We start from the raw sequence: 17,488 nt of genomic DNA, 5'->3' as shown, positions 1-17,488 counted from the left end.
GTGCGCGAAAATAAACAACGCCCCTTGGAATGAGCATTGGAGACCTATGAAGGCTCACCAGTGCTATTCTAGGGGGCGTTTAAAAGGGAGATGTCTTCCTGCGTAATCTCTAGCGTACCTGTATCATCAAATAGAGGCAGCGTCTCGCCTGCGAACGCTTGCAGCAGCCGCTCGATAATGCGTGTGCCCCATAATTGTTCATTTTGCGATAGCGACGCTGTAATTTGCCCATTGTGAATGGCTTCTTGGATTTCCGGCATCATGCCGAAGGTTAGGGAATAGCGGTTTAGACCCTGCGCTTTCCAGACGAGCACCGAGGCGGAGCCGGAGAGGGCATCCATCGATACGAGCGCGTCAAAATGCGGGTGGTCGTCGATCATTTTTTCCAGCTGCGCCAAAGCGCGGGTTTCGTTACCTTCGTTATACTGCACTTCGAGCACTTGAATGTCGGTCTGCTCGTTAATATAGGTCAGCATGCCTTCTAGGCGCTCGCTTAAGCTTTTCATCCGCGTCATCCCGTTTTCGACAATAACCATTCCCCGCCCGCCTAGCAGCTCGGACAGCATATGCCCCATCTGGGCGCCCGCAGCAGCATGATCCGTTCCGATGAACGCAGCGCGCTTGCTGCTTGGTGAATCGGATTCAAAGCAAATGACCGTAATGCCCGCCTGTACGGCTTTGTTAATGACAGGCACGAGCGCTTCCGCATCAATCGGATCAAGCGCTATGCCGTCTACCTGCGAGGCAATCATCGTCTCCATCATGCGGATCTGCTGCTCCAGATTCGCTTCATCCGGCGCTTTCACAATAAGCTGCACGCCGCGCAGAGCTGCTGCTGCTTTAGCGGATTCCGTCACCGTCTCATAATACGGATGCGCCATCGGATATATAATGCCAAAGGTGGCGATGTCGGGTGCTGCTGTTGAAGCAGTTGATGCAAAAGGGGAGGATGCTGGCGAGCCGCTATCCCAACTGCTCGATGAGACGGTGCGGATATCTTCCGCTGCTTCATTATTTGTACAGCCTGTCATGAGCAAGGTGAGCACCAGCAGGACTGTAAGCAAAGCAGTAAGCACGGCCCTTCGTCGTAAAGCAGCCCGTCTATGGAAGAACAATGCCGCTAGTGCTTGCATGGTGATACACTCCTCCTGCAGCGGGCGAGCTGCCACCTTGTTCTTGCTGCTTGCGAAACTGCGTTGTCGTCATGCCGGTTACCCGCTTGAACAAATTAGAAAAATAATGTGCATCATTATAGCCGACCTGATGGGCGATTTCATACGACTTTGCATTCGACGCCTGCAGCAGCTCCATCGCTTTGCGGATGCGCGTGTGGGTTAGAAATTCAATAAAGGTCTGGCCCGTCTCTTGGCTGAACACTTTGCTAAGATGGCTGGGACTGACGCGCACATGCTCCGCCGCATCATTCAGCGACAAATGATCATCGCCATAATGCTTCAAAATATAGTCCTTTACCTGGCTCAGCATCTCGGCGTACTTATCCGCGGCGCCGGCGCGCCATTGCCAGAACTGCGCCAGCAGCGTTTGGAGATAGCAGCAGGCATCCTCTTGGCTGCGGACCTCGCTCATTGCCAGCTGCAGCTTATCCAGCTGCTCCTTCGGCATATCCGGATTCCGCTGAATGGCTTTGGCAATATGAACAGCTTCAATCGTCAGATCATTAAGCAAATAATAGCCGTAAAAGGCACCGCGCCAGTCCAGCTGCTGAAGCCCAGCCGCAAAGCTGGCGACGAAAGCCTCCGTCTTGGCGGGCGTGCCGAGCTTGAGAAAGTCGATGAAGCGCTGGCGCTGAGCGACCACCGATTGCTCGGATAAGCCGGAGGCGGCATCGCGCAGCGCCTTGCGGTTTTGCCCGGAGAGCCTGCGCCAGTGCTTGTCATCCTCCGCCTCCAAATAGGAGGAGTGGATACCTTGCAGGCGATCCTGAATGCTGCCGATGCCAACGGCTATCGTGCAGCTGGCACTGCGCTCCGCCTGCTCCTTCCAGCTGCAAGCGAAGCGCGCCAGCACCTCTTGCAGCTGCGGCAGCGAATCGCTCTTGAGCAGCCAGATCGTCTCCGTCTGACTGCGCTTATAGGAGAGCGCTCCCGGCAGGAGGGAGCTGATCGCTTCGTGCAGCAGCAGCTCCGTCTGCTGCTGAATAGCTAAATCAACGCTGACGGAGCCTTCCGAGCAGCGAATGTCCGAGATGGCGGCTGCGTAATAGCTGGCCGTCAGTCCAATCGAAAGCGAGCCGGCCTGATGGATGGCTTCCGCTGTTGTAATAAAGCCGCTGCATAAATCGCTGAGCAGCTTATGCCGCATCTGTTCTGCGCTTCCGCCCTGGGCGAGCTGCTTCTTCTCTAGCAGCTCGCGCTCATAACGCTCGCGGTCAATGCTGCGGCTGACGTCATGCAGCGTCCGCACGATATCGGCAGCACTGACCGGCTTGAGGCAATATTCTTCTACGCCGACTCGCAGTGCCGCGCGGGCATATTCAAATTCGTCATGCCCGCTGAGAATAATGATTTTGATATCCGGCATCCGTTCGCGGACGATGGCGCTCAGCTCCAGGCCATCCATAAACGGCATCTTGATATCGGTAATGAGGATATCCGGCTGGCGCTGCTCAATAAGCGGCAGCGCCAGCTCGCCATCGGAGGCGTCCCCGCAAAATATAAAGCCCTCTTGCTCCCAATTGATACAGTCCCGAATGCTTTCCCTGACTAGAATCTCGTCGTCAACGAGCATAACCTTTTTCATTCGGCTTCATCCTCTCCATTGGAATGCGGATCGTAACCTTTGTTCCAAGCTGGTCTTCGCTTTCTACGATAACGGTATAGGCTTCCCCGTAATAGAGGCGCAGACGCTGCTGGACATTATGCAGGCCGAAGCCGCCGGATACCTCCGAGCCCGTTTCCTCGGGAATATGCTGCATGCGGAGCGCCTCGCGCAGCTCGGCAAGACGCTCTTGCTTCATGCCGATGCCATTGTCTTCAATTATTAAATATAAGTCCGAATCTTGGCTGGCATAACCATAAATGCGGATTAAACCTTTACCGCGTTTATTTTTAATGCCGTGATATAAGGCATTTTCAACGATGGGCTGGAGCGTCATTTTCAAAATCGGCAAATCCTTCAGCTCCTCCGGCACATCCAGCTCATAGTCCAATATGTCGCGGTAGCGCATCTGCTGGATGATCAAATAGCTTTGCACATGCTCCAGCTCATCCTTTAGGGCAATCCAGTCCCGCCCCCGATTGAGGCTGATGCGGAAAAAGCGCGACAGCGCCTGCACCAGCTGGATAACCTGCCCGCTGCGCCCGGCTTCCGCCATCCATACGATGGAATCGAGCGTATTATAGAGAAAATGCGGATTAATTTGCGCTTGCAGCGTTCGCAGCTCGGCCTTCTGCAGATGCTCCTGCTCCTCAATGCTTTGCATGAGCAGCCTCTTAATTTTCTCCAGCATAATGTTGAAGCTGTTGCCCAAATCGGCAATTTCGTCATGGCCGCTTGGCTGCACCTTGACCTCGAGAAAACCGCCGGCTGCCAGCCGCATCTTGCTCTTCAGCAGTTGGATCGGCCGCGTCAGGCGGGCTGTAATGAAATAATGCAGCGTAATCGCAAACACGATGCTGAGCAGCACGCTAATAATGATCAGTTGGCGAATTTCATTCGCCTCGGCGACAATCTCCTGCAGCGGAACGGAGCCGACGATTTTCCAGCCTGTGGTGGACGAGGTTGTGAAGGCGACGAACTTCGGCCTGCCGTTGCTGTAATCCACATAGCTGTTTTGCTCTAAAGCGAGCTGTGCGCTGAGATCAGCAGGCGGCTGGGCCTTCGCTACACTCGTCATGGCCGAGGGGAGGAAGATGGGATTGCCTGCTTGGTCGAGCACATACACGTAGCCGCTCTCGCCAAGCGTAATATTTTCACAGTAACGCTCAATGATCGAATCATCTAAATCGATGACGATAAAGCCGATTACCTCGTGGGTAATTTGCTGCTTGACCGTTGCCATGATAGAGATGACGTTATGCTGCGAATAATGAAAGCCGTCGAGACGGTCAAGCGGCGAGGCGTCCGGCGGGGGAATGTTCAATACCTCATCCGGATGGTTAAGCAAATATTGAAAATGCGGGTTGCGCAGCGGATTCCTGTCCAGCTGGAACACGCCTTTGCGCTCGCTTAAGCCCCGTCCATACAGATTGACGACCGTAATGTTGAGCACGCTTTCATATTTATACGTTTCCCGGTACAAATTCATCGTTTGAATAATCGCTTTGGCATCCTCATACGTATCCGTTTGCGAAAATAAATAATGCAGCACCTGTGGGTTGTTTTCCAGCTCCAGCAGCCTGCCCGTATCCTCGAGCAGCGCATCAATGTCATTGCCAAGCTGGCCTACAACAAGCATCGTCGCCGCTTTGCTGTGATCAGATACCGCATTGTACGATTTTTGATAGGATATCAGGCCAACCGCGATCAGCGGAACGGAGGTCAAAATAATGAACATCAGCAGCAGCTTGGCCCGAAGGCTTGAGAAAATCCAGCGCATCAGCTTCATAGGTTTATAGGAACCTTTCAAATTGGAAATGAATGCGATTTCAAAACTGTCCAACCTTCACTATACCAAATTGTCGTTGACCTCGCTACGCACAGATGTGCGATCGACTAAATTTCCACCTTTCGCACAAAAAATCAAACCATTTGCCGCTATTGCTGAAAAATTACCCAAAAAATCAAATCGAAAGGCTATCGGACTCCGTATCCTGACCTTTTGTAAGCGTTCTATAATGAGGGCACGCCAAACGTTGGTGAATGACAGGGGAGGTAATACAAAGATGAAAAAAGCAGGAAAACTAGGCATGTCGCTTCTGATGGCGACGATGCTGCTCGTCACATCCGCTTGCGGAAGCGGCAATGGAGGAACGAATACGGCAGGAGCAGGAAATGCTGGTGGGACGAATGCTCCGGCAGCGGCGAGCAGTGAGCCAGCGGCAGCACCGGCGGACAAAAAAGTGACGCTCGGCTTCGCGCAGGTTGGTGCCGAAAGCGGCTGGCGTACAGCGAATACGAACTCGATTAAGGAATCGGCTACAGCAGCGGGTTACGATTTGAAGTTTTCCGATGCTCAGCAAAAACAAGAAAATCAAATTAAAGCGATCCGCTCCTACATTCAGCAGAAGGTAGACGTTATCGCATTTTCTCCAGTCGTAGAATCTGGCTGGGATACGGTATTAAAAGAAGCGAAGGATGCGGGTATTCCGGTCATCTTGACAGACCGCGCTGTTGATTCGGCAGATACTTCGCTGTACCAAACGTTTATTGGCTCCGACTTCGTTGAAGAGGGCCGCCGTGCTGGACAATGGCTCGTTGATAAATACAAGGATTCGACTGAAGAAATCAACATTGTTGAGCTGCAAGGCACAACAGGCTCGGCACCAGCGATCGATCGCAAAACAGGCTTTGAGGAAATCATCAAGGGCAATGCCAACCTGAAGGTTATCGCTTCACAAACGGGTGATTTCACTCGTGCAAAGGGCAATGAGGTTATGCAATCATTCTTAAAAGCGAATAAAAAAATCGATGTTCTCTATGCTCACAATGATGACATGGCGCTGGGCGCGATTCAAGCGATTGAAGCAGCAGGCCTTAAGCCGGGCGAGGACATTATCATCATATCCATCGATGGCGTCAAAGACGGCTTCGTTGCAGCAAGCGAAGGCAAAATCAACTTTATCGTCGAATGCAATCCACTGCTCGGACCGCAATTGATGCAGGCAGTACAGGATGTGCTGGACGGCAAGACGATTGAGAAGCGTATCGTAACCGAGGAAGGCGTCTTTACTTCGGAGCAAGCGAAGGCTGCCCTGCCTGACCGGAAATACTAGAAGCAGCGCAGAAGCCAGCGAAGGAAGCCGCGTAAGGCTGGTCTACGTACCAGGCGGACGGCTTCCTTTTTTATCGCTTACACATAAGCGAATAGGAGCATAGGCAAAATTCAAAACCAAAGGGGAGAAGAAGATGGAGCGGGAACGCGAACCTATCCTGCAAATGAGCAATATCCATAAAGGCTTTCCAGGCGTAAAAGCTTTATCCGGCGTCAGCTTTCGCCTCTTTCCCGGCGAAATCCATGCGCTGATGGGCGAAAATGGGGCAGGAAAGTCTACCTTGATTAAGGTGCTGACAGGTGTTTACTCCATTGATCAAGGCACGGTAGAGCTTGCGCGTCAGCGTATGGCCATCGACAGCCCTCAGTCGGCGCAAACGGCTGGCATTAGTACGGTTTATCAGGAAGTGAATCTATGTCCGAATTTGACAGTTGCTGAAAATATTTTTATCGGCCGCGAGCCGCGGCGTTTTGGCCGTATTTTGTGGAAAGAGATGAATGCGGCAGCCGAGGAGCTGCTGCTTACCCGCTTGCAAATTCGTTTGGATGTAAAGCTGCCGTTATCGGCCTATTCTGTCGCGATTCAGCAGCTTGTTGCTATTGGGCGGGCGCTGAATATTTCGGCGAAGGTGCTCATTTTGGATGAGCCGACGTCAAGCCTTGACCGCAATGAAGTGAAGCAGCTGTTCGAGGTGATGAACAAGCTGAAGGCGGAAGGGCTGGCCATTTTGTTCGTCACGCATTTTCTGGATCAGGTGTATGAGGTGTCCGATCGAATAACCATTCTCCGTGGCGGAGAATTTGTAGGGGAGTATTTGGCGAAGGAGCTTCCCCGGATAGAGCTCGTATCGAAAATGATCGGCAAGGAGCTGGAGCAGCTCGATGCGCTACCGCGTGAGAAAGAGACGGCACCCGCTGCTGAGCATTCGAAGGATCTGGTTATCGAAGCGAAGGCTCTGGGCCGCAAAGGGGCCATTGAGCCGTTCGACCTGACTATTCGCAAGGGCGAGGTTGTTGGTCTTGCAGGCCTGCTTGGCTCAGGAAGGACGGAGCTTGCGCGGCTATTCTTTGGCGCAGATCGGCCTGATAATGGCGCGCTGCGGGTGAATGGAGTGAAGGAGGGCATCGCTTCTCCTCGCGAGGCGATTGATCAGGGAATTGCCTTCTGCCCGGAAAACCGCAAAACAGAAGGCATTATCGACGAGCTGACGGTTCGTGAAAATATGATTCTCGCCCTGCAGGCGACGCGCGGCTGGTTTCGCGCCATTCCCCGCAAGCGCCAGGATGAGTTTGCTGACGAATATATCAAGGCGCTCAATATTAATCCGCCTAACCCGGAGCAGCTGATTAAGAACCTTAGCGGCGGCAATCAGCAGAAGGTCATTCTTGGACGCTGGCTGCTGACGCAGCCGAAGCTGCTCATCCTTGATGAGCCGACGCGCGGTATTGATGTTGGCGCAAAGGCGGAAATCCAGAAGCTTGTGCTGAAGCTGTCGGGTGAAGGCATGTCGGTGCTGTTCGTCTCCTCGGAGCTGGAGGAGGTGCTGCGGGTCAGCGACAGGATCGCGGTGCTGCGAGACCATGTAGTAGTCAAGGAAATAGCAGAAGATGAAATGAGCCAGCAGCAGCTTATGCAGGCCATGGCAGGGGAGTGAGCAAGCATGGTGAAACATCATTTATTTTGGCCGCTGGTCATGCTGGGGGCGCTGTTATTATTTAATTTGCTTTATGAGCCGGAATTTTTCTCCGTGCAAATGCGGGCAGGCAAGCTGTACGGCAGCTTGATTGATATTTTGAATTTTGGCGCGCCGCTTATTCTCGTCGCTATCGGCATGACGCTCGTTATTGCCACGAAGGGCATCGACCTGTCGGTCGGCTCGATCGTGGCTATCGCAGGCGCCATGGCCTGCATGATGCTCAGCCAAGGCACGGATCAGAACATGCTGGGCCTCGTGCTCAGCGCGATCGGCATTGCTCTAGTGCTGGCGCTTGTGCTGGGCTTATGGAACGGCATGCTTGTGGCAGTCTTCGGCATTCAGCCGATTATTGCCACGCTCATTTTAATGGTTGCTGGGCGCGGCGTTGCCCAGCTCATTACAGGCGGGCAGATTATTACCGTATCGAGCAGCGCCTATAAGTTCATCGGCGCAGGCTCGCTGCTCACGCTGCCCTTCTCCATCTTTATCGCTGGCGGAGTGCTGCTGATTGCAGCGCTGCTGACGCGCAAAACCGCCCTCGGCCTGTTCATTGAGTCCGTTGGCTGCAACCCCGAAGCGAGCCGCCTGGCCGGCATTCGCTCGCGAGTCGTCATGATCGCCGTTTATATGTTTTGCGGCTTATGCGCCGGCATCGCCGGTTTGCTGCTCAGCGCCAATGTATCCAGCGCCGACGGCAACAACGCCGGGCTGTGGTATGAGCTTGACGCGATTCTTGCCGTCGTCATCGGGGGCACCTCGCTCAATGGCGGACGCTTTTATTTGCTCGGCACGGTCGTCGGCGCGCTCATTATTCAGACGCTGACGACGACGATCTACATGATCGGCGTTCCGCCGGAAATAACGCTTGTAGTCAAAGCGTTTGTCGTGCTGCTCGTCTGCCTTATTCAGTCGGAGACGTTCCGCAAGACGCTGGCACATCGCTTTAAGACACGCCGCTATCCGGCAGAGAGTGAGGTTAAACGCCATGCTTAAAAGACAGTATATCCCAATCGTGGTGACAGCCGCGCTGCTTGCTTTGATGTTTGCGGCAGGCTCGTTCCGCTACACCGGCTTTTTCTCGCTGCAGGTGCTGCTCAATCTGCTCATTGACAACGCCTTTCTGATTATCGTCGCGGTCGGCATGACCTTCGTCATCGTTTCCGGCGGCATTGACCTGTCGGTCGGCTCGGTCATTGCGCTGACGACGATGATTTCGGCGAGCCTCGTGCAGCAGCAGGGCTGGCCGCCTGCCGTCGTCATTCCGCTTGTGCTCGTGCTGGGCGCAGCCTTCGGCTGGCTGATGGGAGCGATCATCCATTATTTTAAAATCCAGCCGTTCATCGTCACGCTCGCCGGCATGTTTCTGGCCCGGGGGCTGTGCTACGTCATTAGCATCAATACGATTACGATTGATCACCCGTTTTATACGAGCATGGCGCAGACGAAAATCAAGCTGCCGGGCGGCTTTTTTATCTCCATCAGCGTCATTATCGCATTGGTTGTGGTAGCTGCAGCGATTTATTTGGCCCATTATACCCGCTTCGGACGCAATACGTATGCGCTTGGCGGCAGCGAATCCTCCGCGCTGTTAATGGGGCTGCCCGTCGCCCGCACGAAAATTCTCGTCTATACCTTTAGCGGACTTTGCTCTGCGCTTGCGGGTGTCGTCTTTACGTTCTATATGCTGTCAGGCTACGGCTTGCATGCGGTCGGACTGGAACTGGATGCCATCGCTGCGGTCGTCATTGGCGGTACGCTGCTGACAGGCGGCGTCGGCTATATTCTCGGAACCTTTTTCGGCGTATTGATTCAAGGGGTTATCCAAACCATTATCAGCTTTGAAGGCACGCTCAGCTCCTGGTGGACCAAGATTGTCATCGGCCTGCTGCTGCTGCTGTTCATCGTCCTGCAGCGTCTGCTCAGTGCAAGGCGGCAAATGCAAAAAGCTTAATAGATTGCGGTTCAGGGGTGCAGCGCAACGATTCGACGTTGTTCGCGGCACCCCATGAGTCGTTACGACGATGACAAAGTGCTCCGTATCCATTACAATACGATCAGTAAGCTGGAAGGGCATAGACGCTTTTACTGGCTGAACCGGAGGGAAGGCCTATGCGAAGACAAGCTGTATTTGTGAAAATAATTTATGCAATCGCTTTCTTGATGCTTCTGAGCAGCTGCCAGCTTACGTCCCCTGCTCCTTCATCATCGGGAATAGACCAAGCTCTGCACAACGAATCGGGTGTTGGTAAGGGCGAGATAGCAGGAGACGGAACGCTGCCTGAGGCAACAGGAATCGAGCTGCTTCAGCCAGTGAGGCCGATTGTTCTTGGTTTCTCCCAGCTCGGTTCAGAGAGCGAATGGCGAATGGCCAACACCAATTCGGTCAAAGAGGCGGCAAAAGAGGCCGGAATCGAGCTCTTGTTCGCAAATGCGGAGCAATCACAGGAAAAGCAGTTTGAGGCGATCCGATCCTTCATTAGGCAGAAGGTCGACGTCATTGCCGTTGCTCCGGTTGTGCATTCGGGCTGGGATGAGATTTTAACCGAGGTGAAGCAGGCGGGTATTCCGCTCATTATAACCGACCGTTCCGTCGATGTGGGCGATTCCTCGCTTTATGTGACGCATATTGGGGCGGACTTGTATGAGGAAGGGCGCAAGGCGGGCAAATATTTGGTCGATAAAATGCGGGATGCTGTGGAGACAATCCAAATCGTCGAGCTGCGAGGAACGGAAGGCTCATCCCCCTCGATCCAGCGTGGACAGGGGTTTCGGGATATTGTGCTGAAGCAGCCAAATTATAAAATCATGGCCAGCGTTGACGCTGATTTTACTTTTGAACGGGGCAAGGAAGTGATGGGCACACTGCTTGAACAATATGGCGGTGAAATGGATGTGCTGTTTGCCCAAAACGACGATATGGCACTTGGCGCAATTGAAGCGATTGAGGAATATGGACTGCGGCCGGGCGTGGATATTGTCATTATTTCAGTGGATGGGACGCGGCGGGCGTTCATGAAGCTGGCGGAAGGCAAAATCAACTGCATTGTCGAATGCAATCCGCTGCTTGGCCCGAATATCATGCAGGCGGTGCAGGAGCTCGTTGCCGGGCGCACGCTGCCGAAACGAATCGTGCCGCAGGAAAGCGTCTATACGGAGCAAATGGCGAAGAAGGAAATCCCGTTTCGGAAGTACTGAGCGCAGCTTTGATGGTGAAAGAATCGCCTTGCATCCCTCATCATCCCCCATCATCCCCCATCTCTCATCCATCAACGATCATACACAGCACAAGGCAGTTTCCGTCAGCGTAGAAGCTGCATGGAAACTGCCTTGTGTCGTTTCACTATATGGTTTTGGTAGAAGCGAGGAACAGCGTTACATGCAGGATCGGAATAACCCGGTTATCCAGCCTGAAAGCTTGGTGGAAAATGTCCTTCTCTGAAGAATCGGGCACAAGCTCAATGTCTGTTTCTTCAATGGAGGCCGTATTTTCGATATCATCGACGAGCAGTGCTACTTTGGCTTGCCGGAGCAAAATGATTTTTTGATAGCTGCCTTGGGCCTGTCCAAACAGATTAAATTTTTTGCGCAAGTTAATAATAGTGTAGAGGCCGCCACGAATGTTGGCCACGCCACCATGCCACGGCTCGGCGAAAGGAAGTGGTGTTCCTTCTACGGCTGCTTGAATCTCATCAATTTCCGAAAAATGGACAGCAAAAGGTTTGTTGGCCACGTTGAAAATAATAAAGTCGCTCATTAGAGATGGTCTCCTTGCCGTGTTTGGTATGCTTCGAGCAATTCCTATCTCCATTATATTATATCGTTCGACACGCTGCATATAGCTTTCAAAATAATGATTTGACATTGCGAGTAACTTGTAACTATAATAGTTACATTAAGTAGGCCGCTTTTCAACTAACAAACCTTATTTATACTCAGGAGGAATAGACAATGAAAATAGCAGTTATTGGCGCGACAGGTAAAGCAGGTAGCTTGATCATTCAGGAGGCTGCAGCAAGAGGCCATGAGGTGACGGCGATCGTCAGAACGGCATCGAAGTTTGCACAATCTAATGCAGCTGTATTGGAGAAGGATGCATTCAAGCTTACAGCTGCGGATTTGAAAGCTTTTGACATCGTAGTCAACGCATTCGGTGCACCGCAAGGCGAGGAAACGAAGCATGTGGAGCTAGGCAAAGTGCTGATTGAAGCGCTCCAAGGCGCACCGGAAACTCGTTTGATCGTAGTCGGCGGAGCTGGCAGCCTGTATGTGGATAAAACGAAGACAACGCGTTTGTTCGAAACGGAGCATTTCCCTAAAGAATATTATGCAACAGCCTTCAACCAAGGCAGCAATTTGAATGATCTTCAAGGCTCGACGGGCATCAAATGGACCTTCGTTAGCCCGGCTGCTTTTTTCAACCCGGACGGCAAACGTACAGGCTCTTACACGAAAGGCGAAGACAATTTCTTCTTTAACGCAAAAGGTGACAGCTACATCAGCTACGCCGACTATGCCATTGCCATTGTGGACGAGGCGGAGCAAGCTAACCATGTGAATGAGCGTTTCGCAGTCGTTGCGGAAGCGGAGTAAGCAAGAGACGTTATAGTCAAAAACAACCGACAAGGGCAAGATTCATCTCATCATGAATCTTGCCCTTGTTAACGTTCTAGTGGCTTGCAGGTGGGGTGTTCTGTCGACGCACTAGGCAAGCTGAACTCGTTTGCCGTTCGTCGATGAAGGCAGCAGTGAATAAACGTTTTGCAGGAAAAAAACGCTTGGGCTAAGCTTGAAGCTGGAGCCTTTGAACGTGCAGCGATCATAGTTGAAATGCAGGGACGATATTGTAATGGTGCAGTTGTTGAACGTGCAGCCAATGTAGTGGTTGCCATCTAAAAGTATTTCTTCCCCATCAAAGCGTTTGTTTATAATATATTCCATCCTATATTCCTCCTCGAAATGTATATCGAATTACTTTTATTTACCCGAGCAAACAGATATGAAACAGGCATTTCGTGCCATTGACTATTTTCAGATATGAACAAGCATTTTTTTATTTGACGAAAAAGGAGCCTGTCCGGTTGTGCGGCGGGCGCTCTTGCACACTGGGCTTAGCTGGGCGTGGACGGGCCAGCGACGCATTCATTTCCCCGCCTAATATAATGATATGAGACGTAATGAATAACCAGACTAGCAAAATAATAATGCCGCCAATACTGCCGTAGGTTTTGGAGTAGCTGCCGAAATTATTAATGTAAAACTGGAACAGCATCGAGGCTGCGACCCAGCCGAAGGTTGTAAACAGCACACCGGGGATCACCTCCCGCAGCCGCAGCTTGCGGTTAGGGGCGATCCAATAAAGGATGGTAAATACGAGAAGCATAGCAGTGAGCGGAATCGCATATTTCAGCAAATTCCATACCCACTCGCTTTCACTCGGCACATGAAGCAGGTCGAACAAGTAGCTGCTGATCGTCTTGCCGAATACAAGCATAAGCATGACGAGCGTAATGACAAGGCCAAGCACGAGCGTGGCGATCAGCGCAATGCCGCGGATTTTCCAGAAGGGGCGGCTTTCCTGCTCCTCATAGGCGGTATTCAGACCTTTAATAATCGCATTCATGCCATTGGACGCCGACCAGATCGTCGCGAGCATCCCGAACGAAAGCAGTGCCCCATTGCTGCCCTGCGTAATTTCTTCAAGCACCTGGCTGATCGCCGTGCCCGTCTCGGCAGGGAGCAGGCGAATGAGTTCGGCAATGAGGCTGTCCCCCGATAACTGAACGAAGCCAAGCAGGCTGACAACAAACAGCAGAAAGGGGAAAAAGGACAAAATCAAATAAAAAGTCAGCTGCGCCGCGACGCCCGGCACATCATCATCACGGAAACGGACATACATATCGAGGAAAAATCGCATCGTCTTTGATTTAGGGGCCATGAGCAGCTGCCTCCATTCAGGATCTATTTTTTTAACTAAGTTATTCATATATGATCATCTATTCTGGTCCATTCACAGCACTCACTGTGGCCTATGTCTTTGCTTATGCTTACCCGAACAGGCGGCAACTTAAGCGAAATGAAGCGCAGGCTATTAGGGCGTGTCTGAAAACCCGTTCAGTGGCACCTTTCACCGCCTTTTCGCCCCCTGCTTCGTTCCGTTTGCTTGACGTACCCCCGGTACGCCTTCACAAGCGCGCCTTGCATGGAACGAAAATTCGGCAAAATTTGCTGTCCTCAGAGTTCTCAGACACGCCCTAATCGCGCAGCAGGTACAACTTTTTCCTAATGATTATCGTCTATAGCATAAATGGGCGGACAGGAAGTGATGGTTTGGATGTTTATTTGAAGGCGAGCGTCGTTATTGCACTGCTGCTGGGGGTGGGCCTGCTGTTTATCGCTTCGTCGAAGAAGCGCTATGGCCAAGATGTGCACATGAGCGAGCGTCGAAAAACGCTGCGGCGCATCGGTGCCTGCATCGTGATCTTCACAACGCTGCTGATCGTGTTCGGCTTATTGTCCTATAACGCCGAAGAAGTGCATCAGATGGGGCATTGAATATTGAAACAGAAAGGGGTTATCCGCAGGGTCGCGATTGAATAAGGCGACTTGCGAATAACCCTTTTTATTTGTTGCGTGTCATCTGTGGGGGAAGCGGTAGGCTGCGCCAGCATGAGTATCCGGCAGGCGTGTATTTCCTTTGCCGAACAGGCGCTCGCGAAGCGTATCCTCCTCGTATTCTTGTCTGAACATGCCGCGGCGCTGTAGTTCTGGCACAACGAGATCGACAAAGTCGATATGCGTCCCGGGCAGCACATAACGCTCCAAGTTAAAGCCATCAATACCCGTTTCCTCCACCCAATATTGCATGTGATCCGCAATCTCCTCGGCGGTTCCCGCTATCACAATGCCACGAAATTCCTTCTCGGCAAAATTGTTGCTCACTTCGCGCACGCTCTGAACTTTGCTGCTATGCTTCGTATAACGCTCGGTATGTGTGCGTCCTTGCTCGGTTTTTACATGTTCGAACGGCGCATCGGGATCGAGCGCGGACAAATCTATACCCGTCGCGTTCTCATAGGTGAGGAGAGCCGCCTCCCGGCTGTGATGGGCGTTATATTCGGCAAGCTTGCCCTCAGCTTCCTCACGCGTACGGCCAACCACAGCCGACAGTCCCGTGAAAATTTTAATTTCCCCGTCTCCTCTGCCATAAGCCGCAGCCCGCTTGCGAATATCCTGTACCTGAGCCCTCAGTGCTTCTACAGTAGGGGCTTTCAGAAACACACCCTCGGCATGCTTGGCGGCAAAATCACGTCCGCGATCCGAGCTGCCCGCCTGAAACAGGACAGGCGTACGTTGAATGGATGGCTCACTGGCATGGGAAGCCTTCATTTTATAATATTTGCCGCTGTGCTCAATAACATGAACCTTGTCCGCATCGGCGTAAATGCGGCGCTCGCGATCAGCGAGTACAGCGTCGTCCTCCCAGCTGCCCTCCAGCAGCTTATAGCTGGCTTCCATAAATTCCTCAGCCTGCTCATAACGTTCATCATGCGGCAAAATGCCGCTGCGGCCAAAGCTTTCCGCGCCGCTGATGCCGCCTGTAGCCACGACATTCCAGCCAATGCGGCCGCTTGTCAAATGGTCAAGCGTCGAGAAGCGGCGGGCATTGGGAAAGGGCAGCTCGTATACAGGCGAGGCCGTCGTGACGAATGCGAGATGCTTCGTGCTGGCAGCGAGTGCAGAAATGACCAGCATCGGATCGTTGGAGGGCGTGTATACGGCTTCGCGATACGAAAGCTCACGCTTATGATGGGGATAGCCGTAGGAATCGGCAAAAAACATAAAATCGAATTTACCGCGCTCCAGCACCTGCGCAAGCTCAATCCAGAAAGCCAGCTCCTTATAGCGTGTAGATTGATTGGCGGGATGGGTCCATAAGCCCTGCGTCATTTGATTCGGGGTATGAATATCGAAAATACCTAAATGGATTTTTTTCATTACAAGCAGCGCTCCGTTCCACTATTTAAATAACAAGTTATTCACTCGGAATAATAGTTATAAGTGAGCATAGCGGAAGGCGCAGCGTTTGTACAATTGAAAATGCTAAAGCGCTGCTTTAATAAACCTAAAGCATAATTGCTGCTACCAATCTGGATCAGGAGTGAGCGCCAGCTTAATATCGGTAATCAGCTCTTTATTAATTTGGCTCAGCGTCGTGCTGTTCCGCTTAATGAGGATGCCGAGCTCAGGCCCCTCGGCCATATCGATAACCTGCTTGATGATCGTCCCTGGCAGCGGCGGAGAAATGGCGACAACGGGCGATAGGGCAATGCCTAGCTGCGCCTGCACATAATATTTGAGCGCGGAAATGCTGGCAACCTCAATGCTGTTATGCCGCAGCTTGCCGATTTTTTTCGTAATCATTTCCTCGATGCGAATGCGAAACGAGCAGGTTCCCGGTGTGAACAGAAACTTTTCATTCCGCAAATCCTTCATCCGTATTTCCGCGCGTTCAGCAAAGGGATGCCCAGCAGGGAGCAACAATGAAAATTGTTCTTTCATTAAACCGTGAAATTCCAGCTCGATATGCGGTTCAGGCTGATTGCACAGCGCCAGATCAATTTCATCGTCGATGACCATCTGCATCAGCTCTCTGGTCGTACCGACCTTGACTTTAATTTGCACCTTCGGCTTTTTTTGCGTATACGCGGACAAAATCCCTGGCAGACGACTGCTGGCGGAAGGCTCCGAAGCGCCCACCCGCACAACGCCGGCATCCCCTTGAATGAAGTCCGTCAAGGAGCTGTTTAGCTCGTCGTATTCCCGCAGCAGCATGTCGGCCCGTTCATGGAATAGCCGTCCGGCGCTGGTGAGTGTTATGGTTTTGCCTCGCTCGAACAGCTTCATGCCGAGCTCCTCTTCCAGCTTCTTAATTTGTATCGTAATAGTAGGCTGCGAATATTGCAGTGCCTCGGCAGCGCGCTGGAAATTACCGAGCTTAACAATGGTCTGGAACGTTTTAATTAACCGAATTTCCATGCGATTTCACCCCTATGCTTAAAAAATACTAAATTGGCTATTTAAATCTTTCAATTATACACGTCCAGCTTTATGCCCTATTATAACAGATATAAACCCGATTAAATCAAGTGGATTACACATATTTAAAATGGAAAATGGAGGTTTTACCCTAATGTCGAACGAAAGCCTGTACACCAGACACGCACCCAGCTTCTCATCCAAAATATTCAGCTATGCCCCCGATGCCTTTAAGGCGTTCGGCGAATTCAACAAGGAAGCACTTGCCGATGGCGTCATTTCAGTCAAAGTTAAAGAGTTTATAGCCGTTGCCGTTGCCCACGTTACAGGCTGCCCTTATTGTATTGAAGCCCATGTGGGCAAAGCAAAGGCGCTAAACGCATCGTTCGAGGAATTGTTCGAGGCGGCGGCTGTCGGTGCTGCGGTCAATGCGCATTCCGCCTTCTACCATTCGGTCAATGCGCTTAATGCGTTCAACGGCAGCAAAGAAACGGACTTGTACAGCAGAAGCAATATCGAGCTGGTAGAGCAGCTGGAGGACGTAAATGAGGGGCTGTACAATGCGTTCTTCGAATATTTGCACAAGTCGCTTAAGCCGCAGCATATCGAAGCGAAGGAAAAGCTGCTCATTGCAGTGGGCTCGGCCCATGTGACGGGGAATGCTTACAGCATTGAGATTTTTACAAGGCAGGCGAAGGAAGCGGGAGCGACACTGGAGGAGCTGGCTGAGACGATTATTGTAGCGACGGTATTGAAGGCAGGCTCTGCGATGGCGCATCGGGTGAATGCCCTGCAAGCCTACGAGCGGGAATAGAAACGGACTTCCTGCATTAATAGCCTGATAAAGAAGAAGGGGGATGCA

General features: G+C 52.0%; 16 protein-coding genes. 8 read left to right on the top strand and 8 right to left on the bottom strand.

Annotated elements, in window-relative coordinates; genetic code table 11:
* Window positions 1-68: 68 nt before the first annotated feature.
* The 3 genes from AC50YG_RS22950 to AC50YG_RS22940 are packed head-to-tail and all read right to left on the bottom strand — an operon-like array spanning window position 69 to window position 4,567.
* A complete protein-coding gene (locus AC50YG_RS22950; RefSeq protein WP_494829954.1) occupies window positions 69-1,133 on the bottom strand; it encodes a sugar ABC transporter substrate-binding protein in 1,065 nt (354 codons plus the stop codon).
* Window positions 1,102-2,760, bottom strand: a complete 1,659-nt coding sequence (locus tag AC50YG_RS22945) for a response regulator transcription factor (protein WP_494829949.1) — start codon at window positions 2,758-2,760, stop codon at window positions 1,102-1,104. The genes AC50YG_RS22950 and AC50YG_RS22945 overlap by 32 nt, the downstream gene beginning before the upstream one ends.
* Complete coding sequence (locus AC50YG_RS22940; protein ID WP_494829944.1) at window positions 2,738-4,567, bottom strand: sensor histidine kinase; 1,830 nt, start codon at window positions 4,565-4,567, stop codon at window positions 2,738-2,740. Before AC50YG_RS22940 ends, AC50YG_RS22945 begins: the two co-directional genes overlap by 23 nt.
* A 277-nt stretch (window positions 4,568-4,844) precedes the next feature.
* On the opposite strand from AC50YG_RS22940, the gene AC50YG_RS22935 reads away from it, so the two are divergent.
* The 5 genes from AC50YG_RS22935 (at window position 4,845) to AC50YG_RS22915 (ending at window position 10,785) form a co-directional block, all read left to right on the top strand.
* A complete protein-coding gene (locus AC50YG_RS22935) occupies window positions 4,845-5,894 on the top strand; it encodes an ABC transporter substrate-binding protein (protein WP_494829942.1) in 1,050 nt (349 codons plus the stop codon).
* 133 nt (window positions 5,895-6,027) lie between these two features.
* On the top strand, window positions 6,028-7,548 hold the full coding sequence (locus AC50YG_RS22930; protein WP_473756217.1) for a sugar ABC transporter ATP-binding protein: 1,521 nt from the start codon (window positions 6,028-6,030) through the stop codon (window positions 7,546-7,548).
* A gap of 6 nt (window positions 7,549-7,554) precedes the next feature.
* Window positions 7,555-8,583 (top strand): ABC transporter permease, encoded by a 1,029-nt coding sequence (locus AC50YG_RS22925; RefSeq protein WP_473756216.1) that lies wholly within the window; start codon window positions 7,555-7,557, stop codon window positions 8,581-8,583.
* Window positions 8,576-9,541 (top strand): galactofuranose ABC transporter, permease protein YjfF, encoded by a 966-nt coding sequence (yjfF, locus tag AC50YG_RS22920; RefSeq protein WP_473756215.1) that lies wholly within the window; start codon window positions 8,576-8,578, stop codon window positions 9,539-9,541. Before AC50YG_RS22925 ends, yjfF begins: the two co-directional genes overlap by 8 nt.
* Window positions 9,542-9,699: 158 nt before the next feature.
* On the top strand, window positions 9,700-10,785 hold the full coding sequence (locus AC50YG_RS22915; protein WP_494829939.1) for an ABC transporter substrate-binding protein: 1,086 nt from the start codon (window positions 9,700-9,702) through the stop codon (window positions 10,783-10,785).
* A 145-nt stretch (window positions 10,786-10,930) separates the two neighbouring features.
* On the opposite strand, the gene AC50YG_RS22910 is transcribed toward AC50YG_RS22915, so the two are convergent.
* On the bottom strand, window positions 10,931-11,344 hold the full coding sequence (locus AC50YG_RS22910) for a chemotaxis protein CheW (RefSeq protein WP_494829937.1): 414 nt from the start codon (window positions 11,342-11,344) through the stop codon (window positions 10,931-10,933).
* Between the two features lie 194 nt (window positions 11,345-11,538).
* On the opposite strand from AC50YG_RS22910, the gene AC50YG_RS22905 reads away from it, so the two are divergent.
* A complete protein-coding gene (locus tag AC50YG_RS22905; protein WP_494829935.1) occupies window positions 11,539-12,180 on the top strand; it encodes an NAD(P)-dependent oxidoreductase in 642 nt (213 codons plus the stop codon).
* 111 nt (window positions 12,181-12,291) lie between these two features.
* Here AC50YG_RS22905 and AC50YG_RS22900 read toward each other — a convergent pair whose 3' ends face one another.
* Window positions 12,292-12,528 (bottom strand): hypothetical protein, encoded by a 237-nt coding sequence (locus tag AC50YG_RS22900; RefSeq protein ID WP_338553137.1) that lies wholly within the window; start codon window positions 12,526-12,528, stop codon window positions 12,292-12,294.
* A 112-nt stretch (window positions 12,529-12,640) separates the two neighbouring features.
* Window positions 12,641-13,525 (bottom strand): YihY/virulence factor BrkB family protein, encoded by an 885-nt coding sequence (locus tag AC50YG_RS22895; RefSeq protein WP_494829933.1) that lies wholly within the window; start codon window positions 13,523-13,525, stop codon window positions 12,641-12,643.
* A gap of 347 nt (window positions 13,526-13,872) precedes the next feature.
* On the opposite strand from AC50YG_RS22895, the gene AC50YG_RS22890 reads away from it, so the two are divergent.
* Entirely contained in the window at window positions 13,873-14,142 is a 270-nt protein-coding gene (locus tag AC50YG_RS22890; RefSeq protein WP_341279586.1) for a hypothetical protein, read from the top strand.
* 81 nt (window positions 14,143-14,223) lie between these two features.
* Here the strand turns inward: AC50YG_RS22890 and AC50YG_RS22885 are convergent, their stop codons facing one another.
* On the bottom strand, window positions 14,224-15,585 hold the full coding sequence (locus AC50YG_RS22885; protein ID WP_494829930.1) for an LLM class flavin-dependent oxidoreductase: 1,362 nt from the start codon (window positions 15,583-15,585) through the stop codon (window positions 14,224-14,226).
* Between the two features lie 144 nt (window positions 15,586-15,729).
* Entirely contained in the window at window positions 15,730-16,626 is an 897-nt protein-coding gene (locus AC50YG_RS22880) for a LysR family transcriptional regulator (RefSeq protein WP_473756210.1), read from the bottom strand.
* Window positions 16,627-16,780: 154 nt separating this feature from the next.
* Between AC50YG_RS22880 and AC50YG_RS22875 the strand changes: the two genes are divergently transcribed.
* Window positions 16,781-17,440, top strand: coding sequence for a carboxymuconolactone decarboxylase family protein (locus AC50YG_RS22875; RefSeq protein ID WP_494829926.1), 660 nt, complete (start codon window positions 16,781-16,783; stop codon window positions 17,438-17,440).
* Window positions 17,441-17,488 lie beyond the last annotated feature (48 nt).

It is taken from the genome of Paenibacillus sp. J31R34, assembly GCF_059383715.1.
The sequence above is the reverse complement of the archived record's forward strand: the minus strand, read 5'-3'. Positions and strand labels throughout refer to the sequence as shown.

What these genes read in the sequence shown, in the direction of transcription:
- AC50YG_RS22935 (WP_494829942.1), top strand. Translation starts at nt 4,845, where the DNA reads ATGAAAAAAGCAGGAAAACTAGGCATGTCGCTTCTGATGGCGACGATG.
- AC50YG_RS22890 (WP_341279586.1), top strand. Translation starts at nt 13,873, where the DNA reads ATGATTATCGTCTATAGCATAAATGGGCGGACAGGAAGTGATGGTTTG.
- AC50YG_RS22895 (WP_494829933.1), bottom strand. Translation starts at nt 13,525, where the DNA reads ATGGCCCCTAAATCAAAGACGATGCGATTTTTCCTCGATATGTATGTC.
- AC50YG_RS22915 (WP_494829939.1), top strand. Translation starts at nt 9,700, where the DNA reads ATGCGAAGACAAGCTGTATTTGTGAAAATAATTTATGCAATCGCTTTC.
- AC50YG_RS22940 (WP_494829944.1), bottom strand. Translation starts at nt 4,567, where the DNA reads ATGAAGCTGATGCGCTGGATTTTCTCAAGCCTTCGGGCCAAGCTGCTG.
- AC50YG_RS22900 (WP_338553137.1), bottom strand. Translation starts at nt 12,528, where the DNA reads ATGGAATATATTATAAACAAACGCTTTGATGGGGAAGAAATACTTTTA.
- AC50YG_RS22905 (WP_494829935.1), top strand. Translation starts at nt 11,539, where the DNA reads ATGAAAATAGCAGTTATTGGCGCGACAGGTAAAGCAGGTAGCTTGATC.
- AC50YG_RS22925 (WP_473756216.1), top strand. Translation starts at nt 7,555, where the DNA reads ATGGTGAAACATCATTTATTTTGGCCGCTGGTCATGCTGGGGGCGCTG.
- AC50YG_RS22875 (WP_494829926.1), top strand. Translation starts at nt 16,781, where the DNA reads ATGTCGAACGAAAGCCTGTACACCAGACACGCACCCAGCTTCTCATCC.
- AC50YG_RS22910 (WP_494829937.1), bottom strand. Translation starts at nt 11,344, where the DNA reads ATGAGCGACTTTATTATTTTCAACGTGGCCAACAAACCTTTTGCTGTC.
- AC50YG_RS22950 (WP_494829954.1), bottom strand. Translation starts at nt 1,133, where the DNA reads ATGCAAGCACTAGCGGCATTGTTCTTCCATAGACGGGCTGCTTTACGA.
- AC50YG_RS22945 (WP_494829949.1), bottom strand. Translation starts at nt 2,760, where the DNA reads ATGAAAAAGGTTATGCTCGTTGACGACGAGATTCTAGTCAGGGAAAGC.
- AC50YG_RS22885 (WP_494829930.1), bottom strand. Translation starts at nt 15,585, where the DNA reads ATGAAAAAAATCCATTTAGGTATTTTCGATATTCATACCCCGAATCAA.
- yjfF (WP_473756215.1), top strand. Translation starts at nt 8,576, where the DNA reads ATGCTTAAAAGACAGTATATCCCAATCGTGGTGACAGCCGCGCTGCTT.
- AC50YG_RS22880 (WP_473756210.1), bottom strand. Translation starts at nt 16,626, where the DNA reads ATGGAAATTCGGTTAATTAAAACGTTCCAGACCATTGTTAAGCTCGGT.
- AC50YG_RS22930 (WP_473756217.1), top strand. Translation starts at nt 6,028, where the DNA reads ATGGAGCGGGAACGCGAACCTATCCTGCAAATGAGCAATATCCATAAA.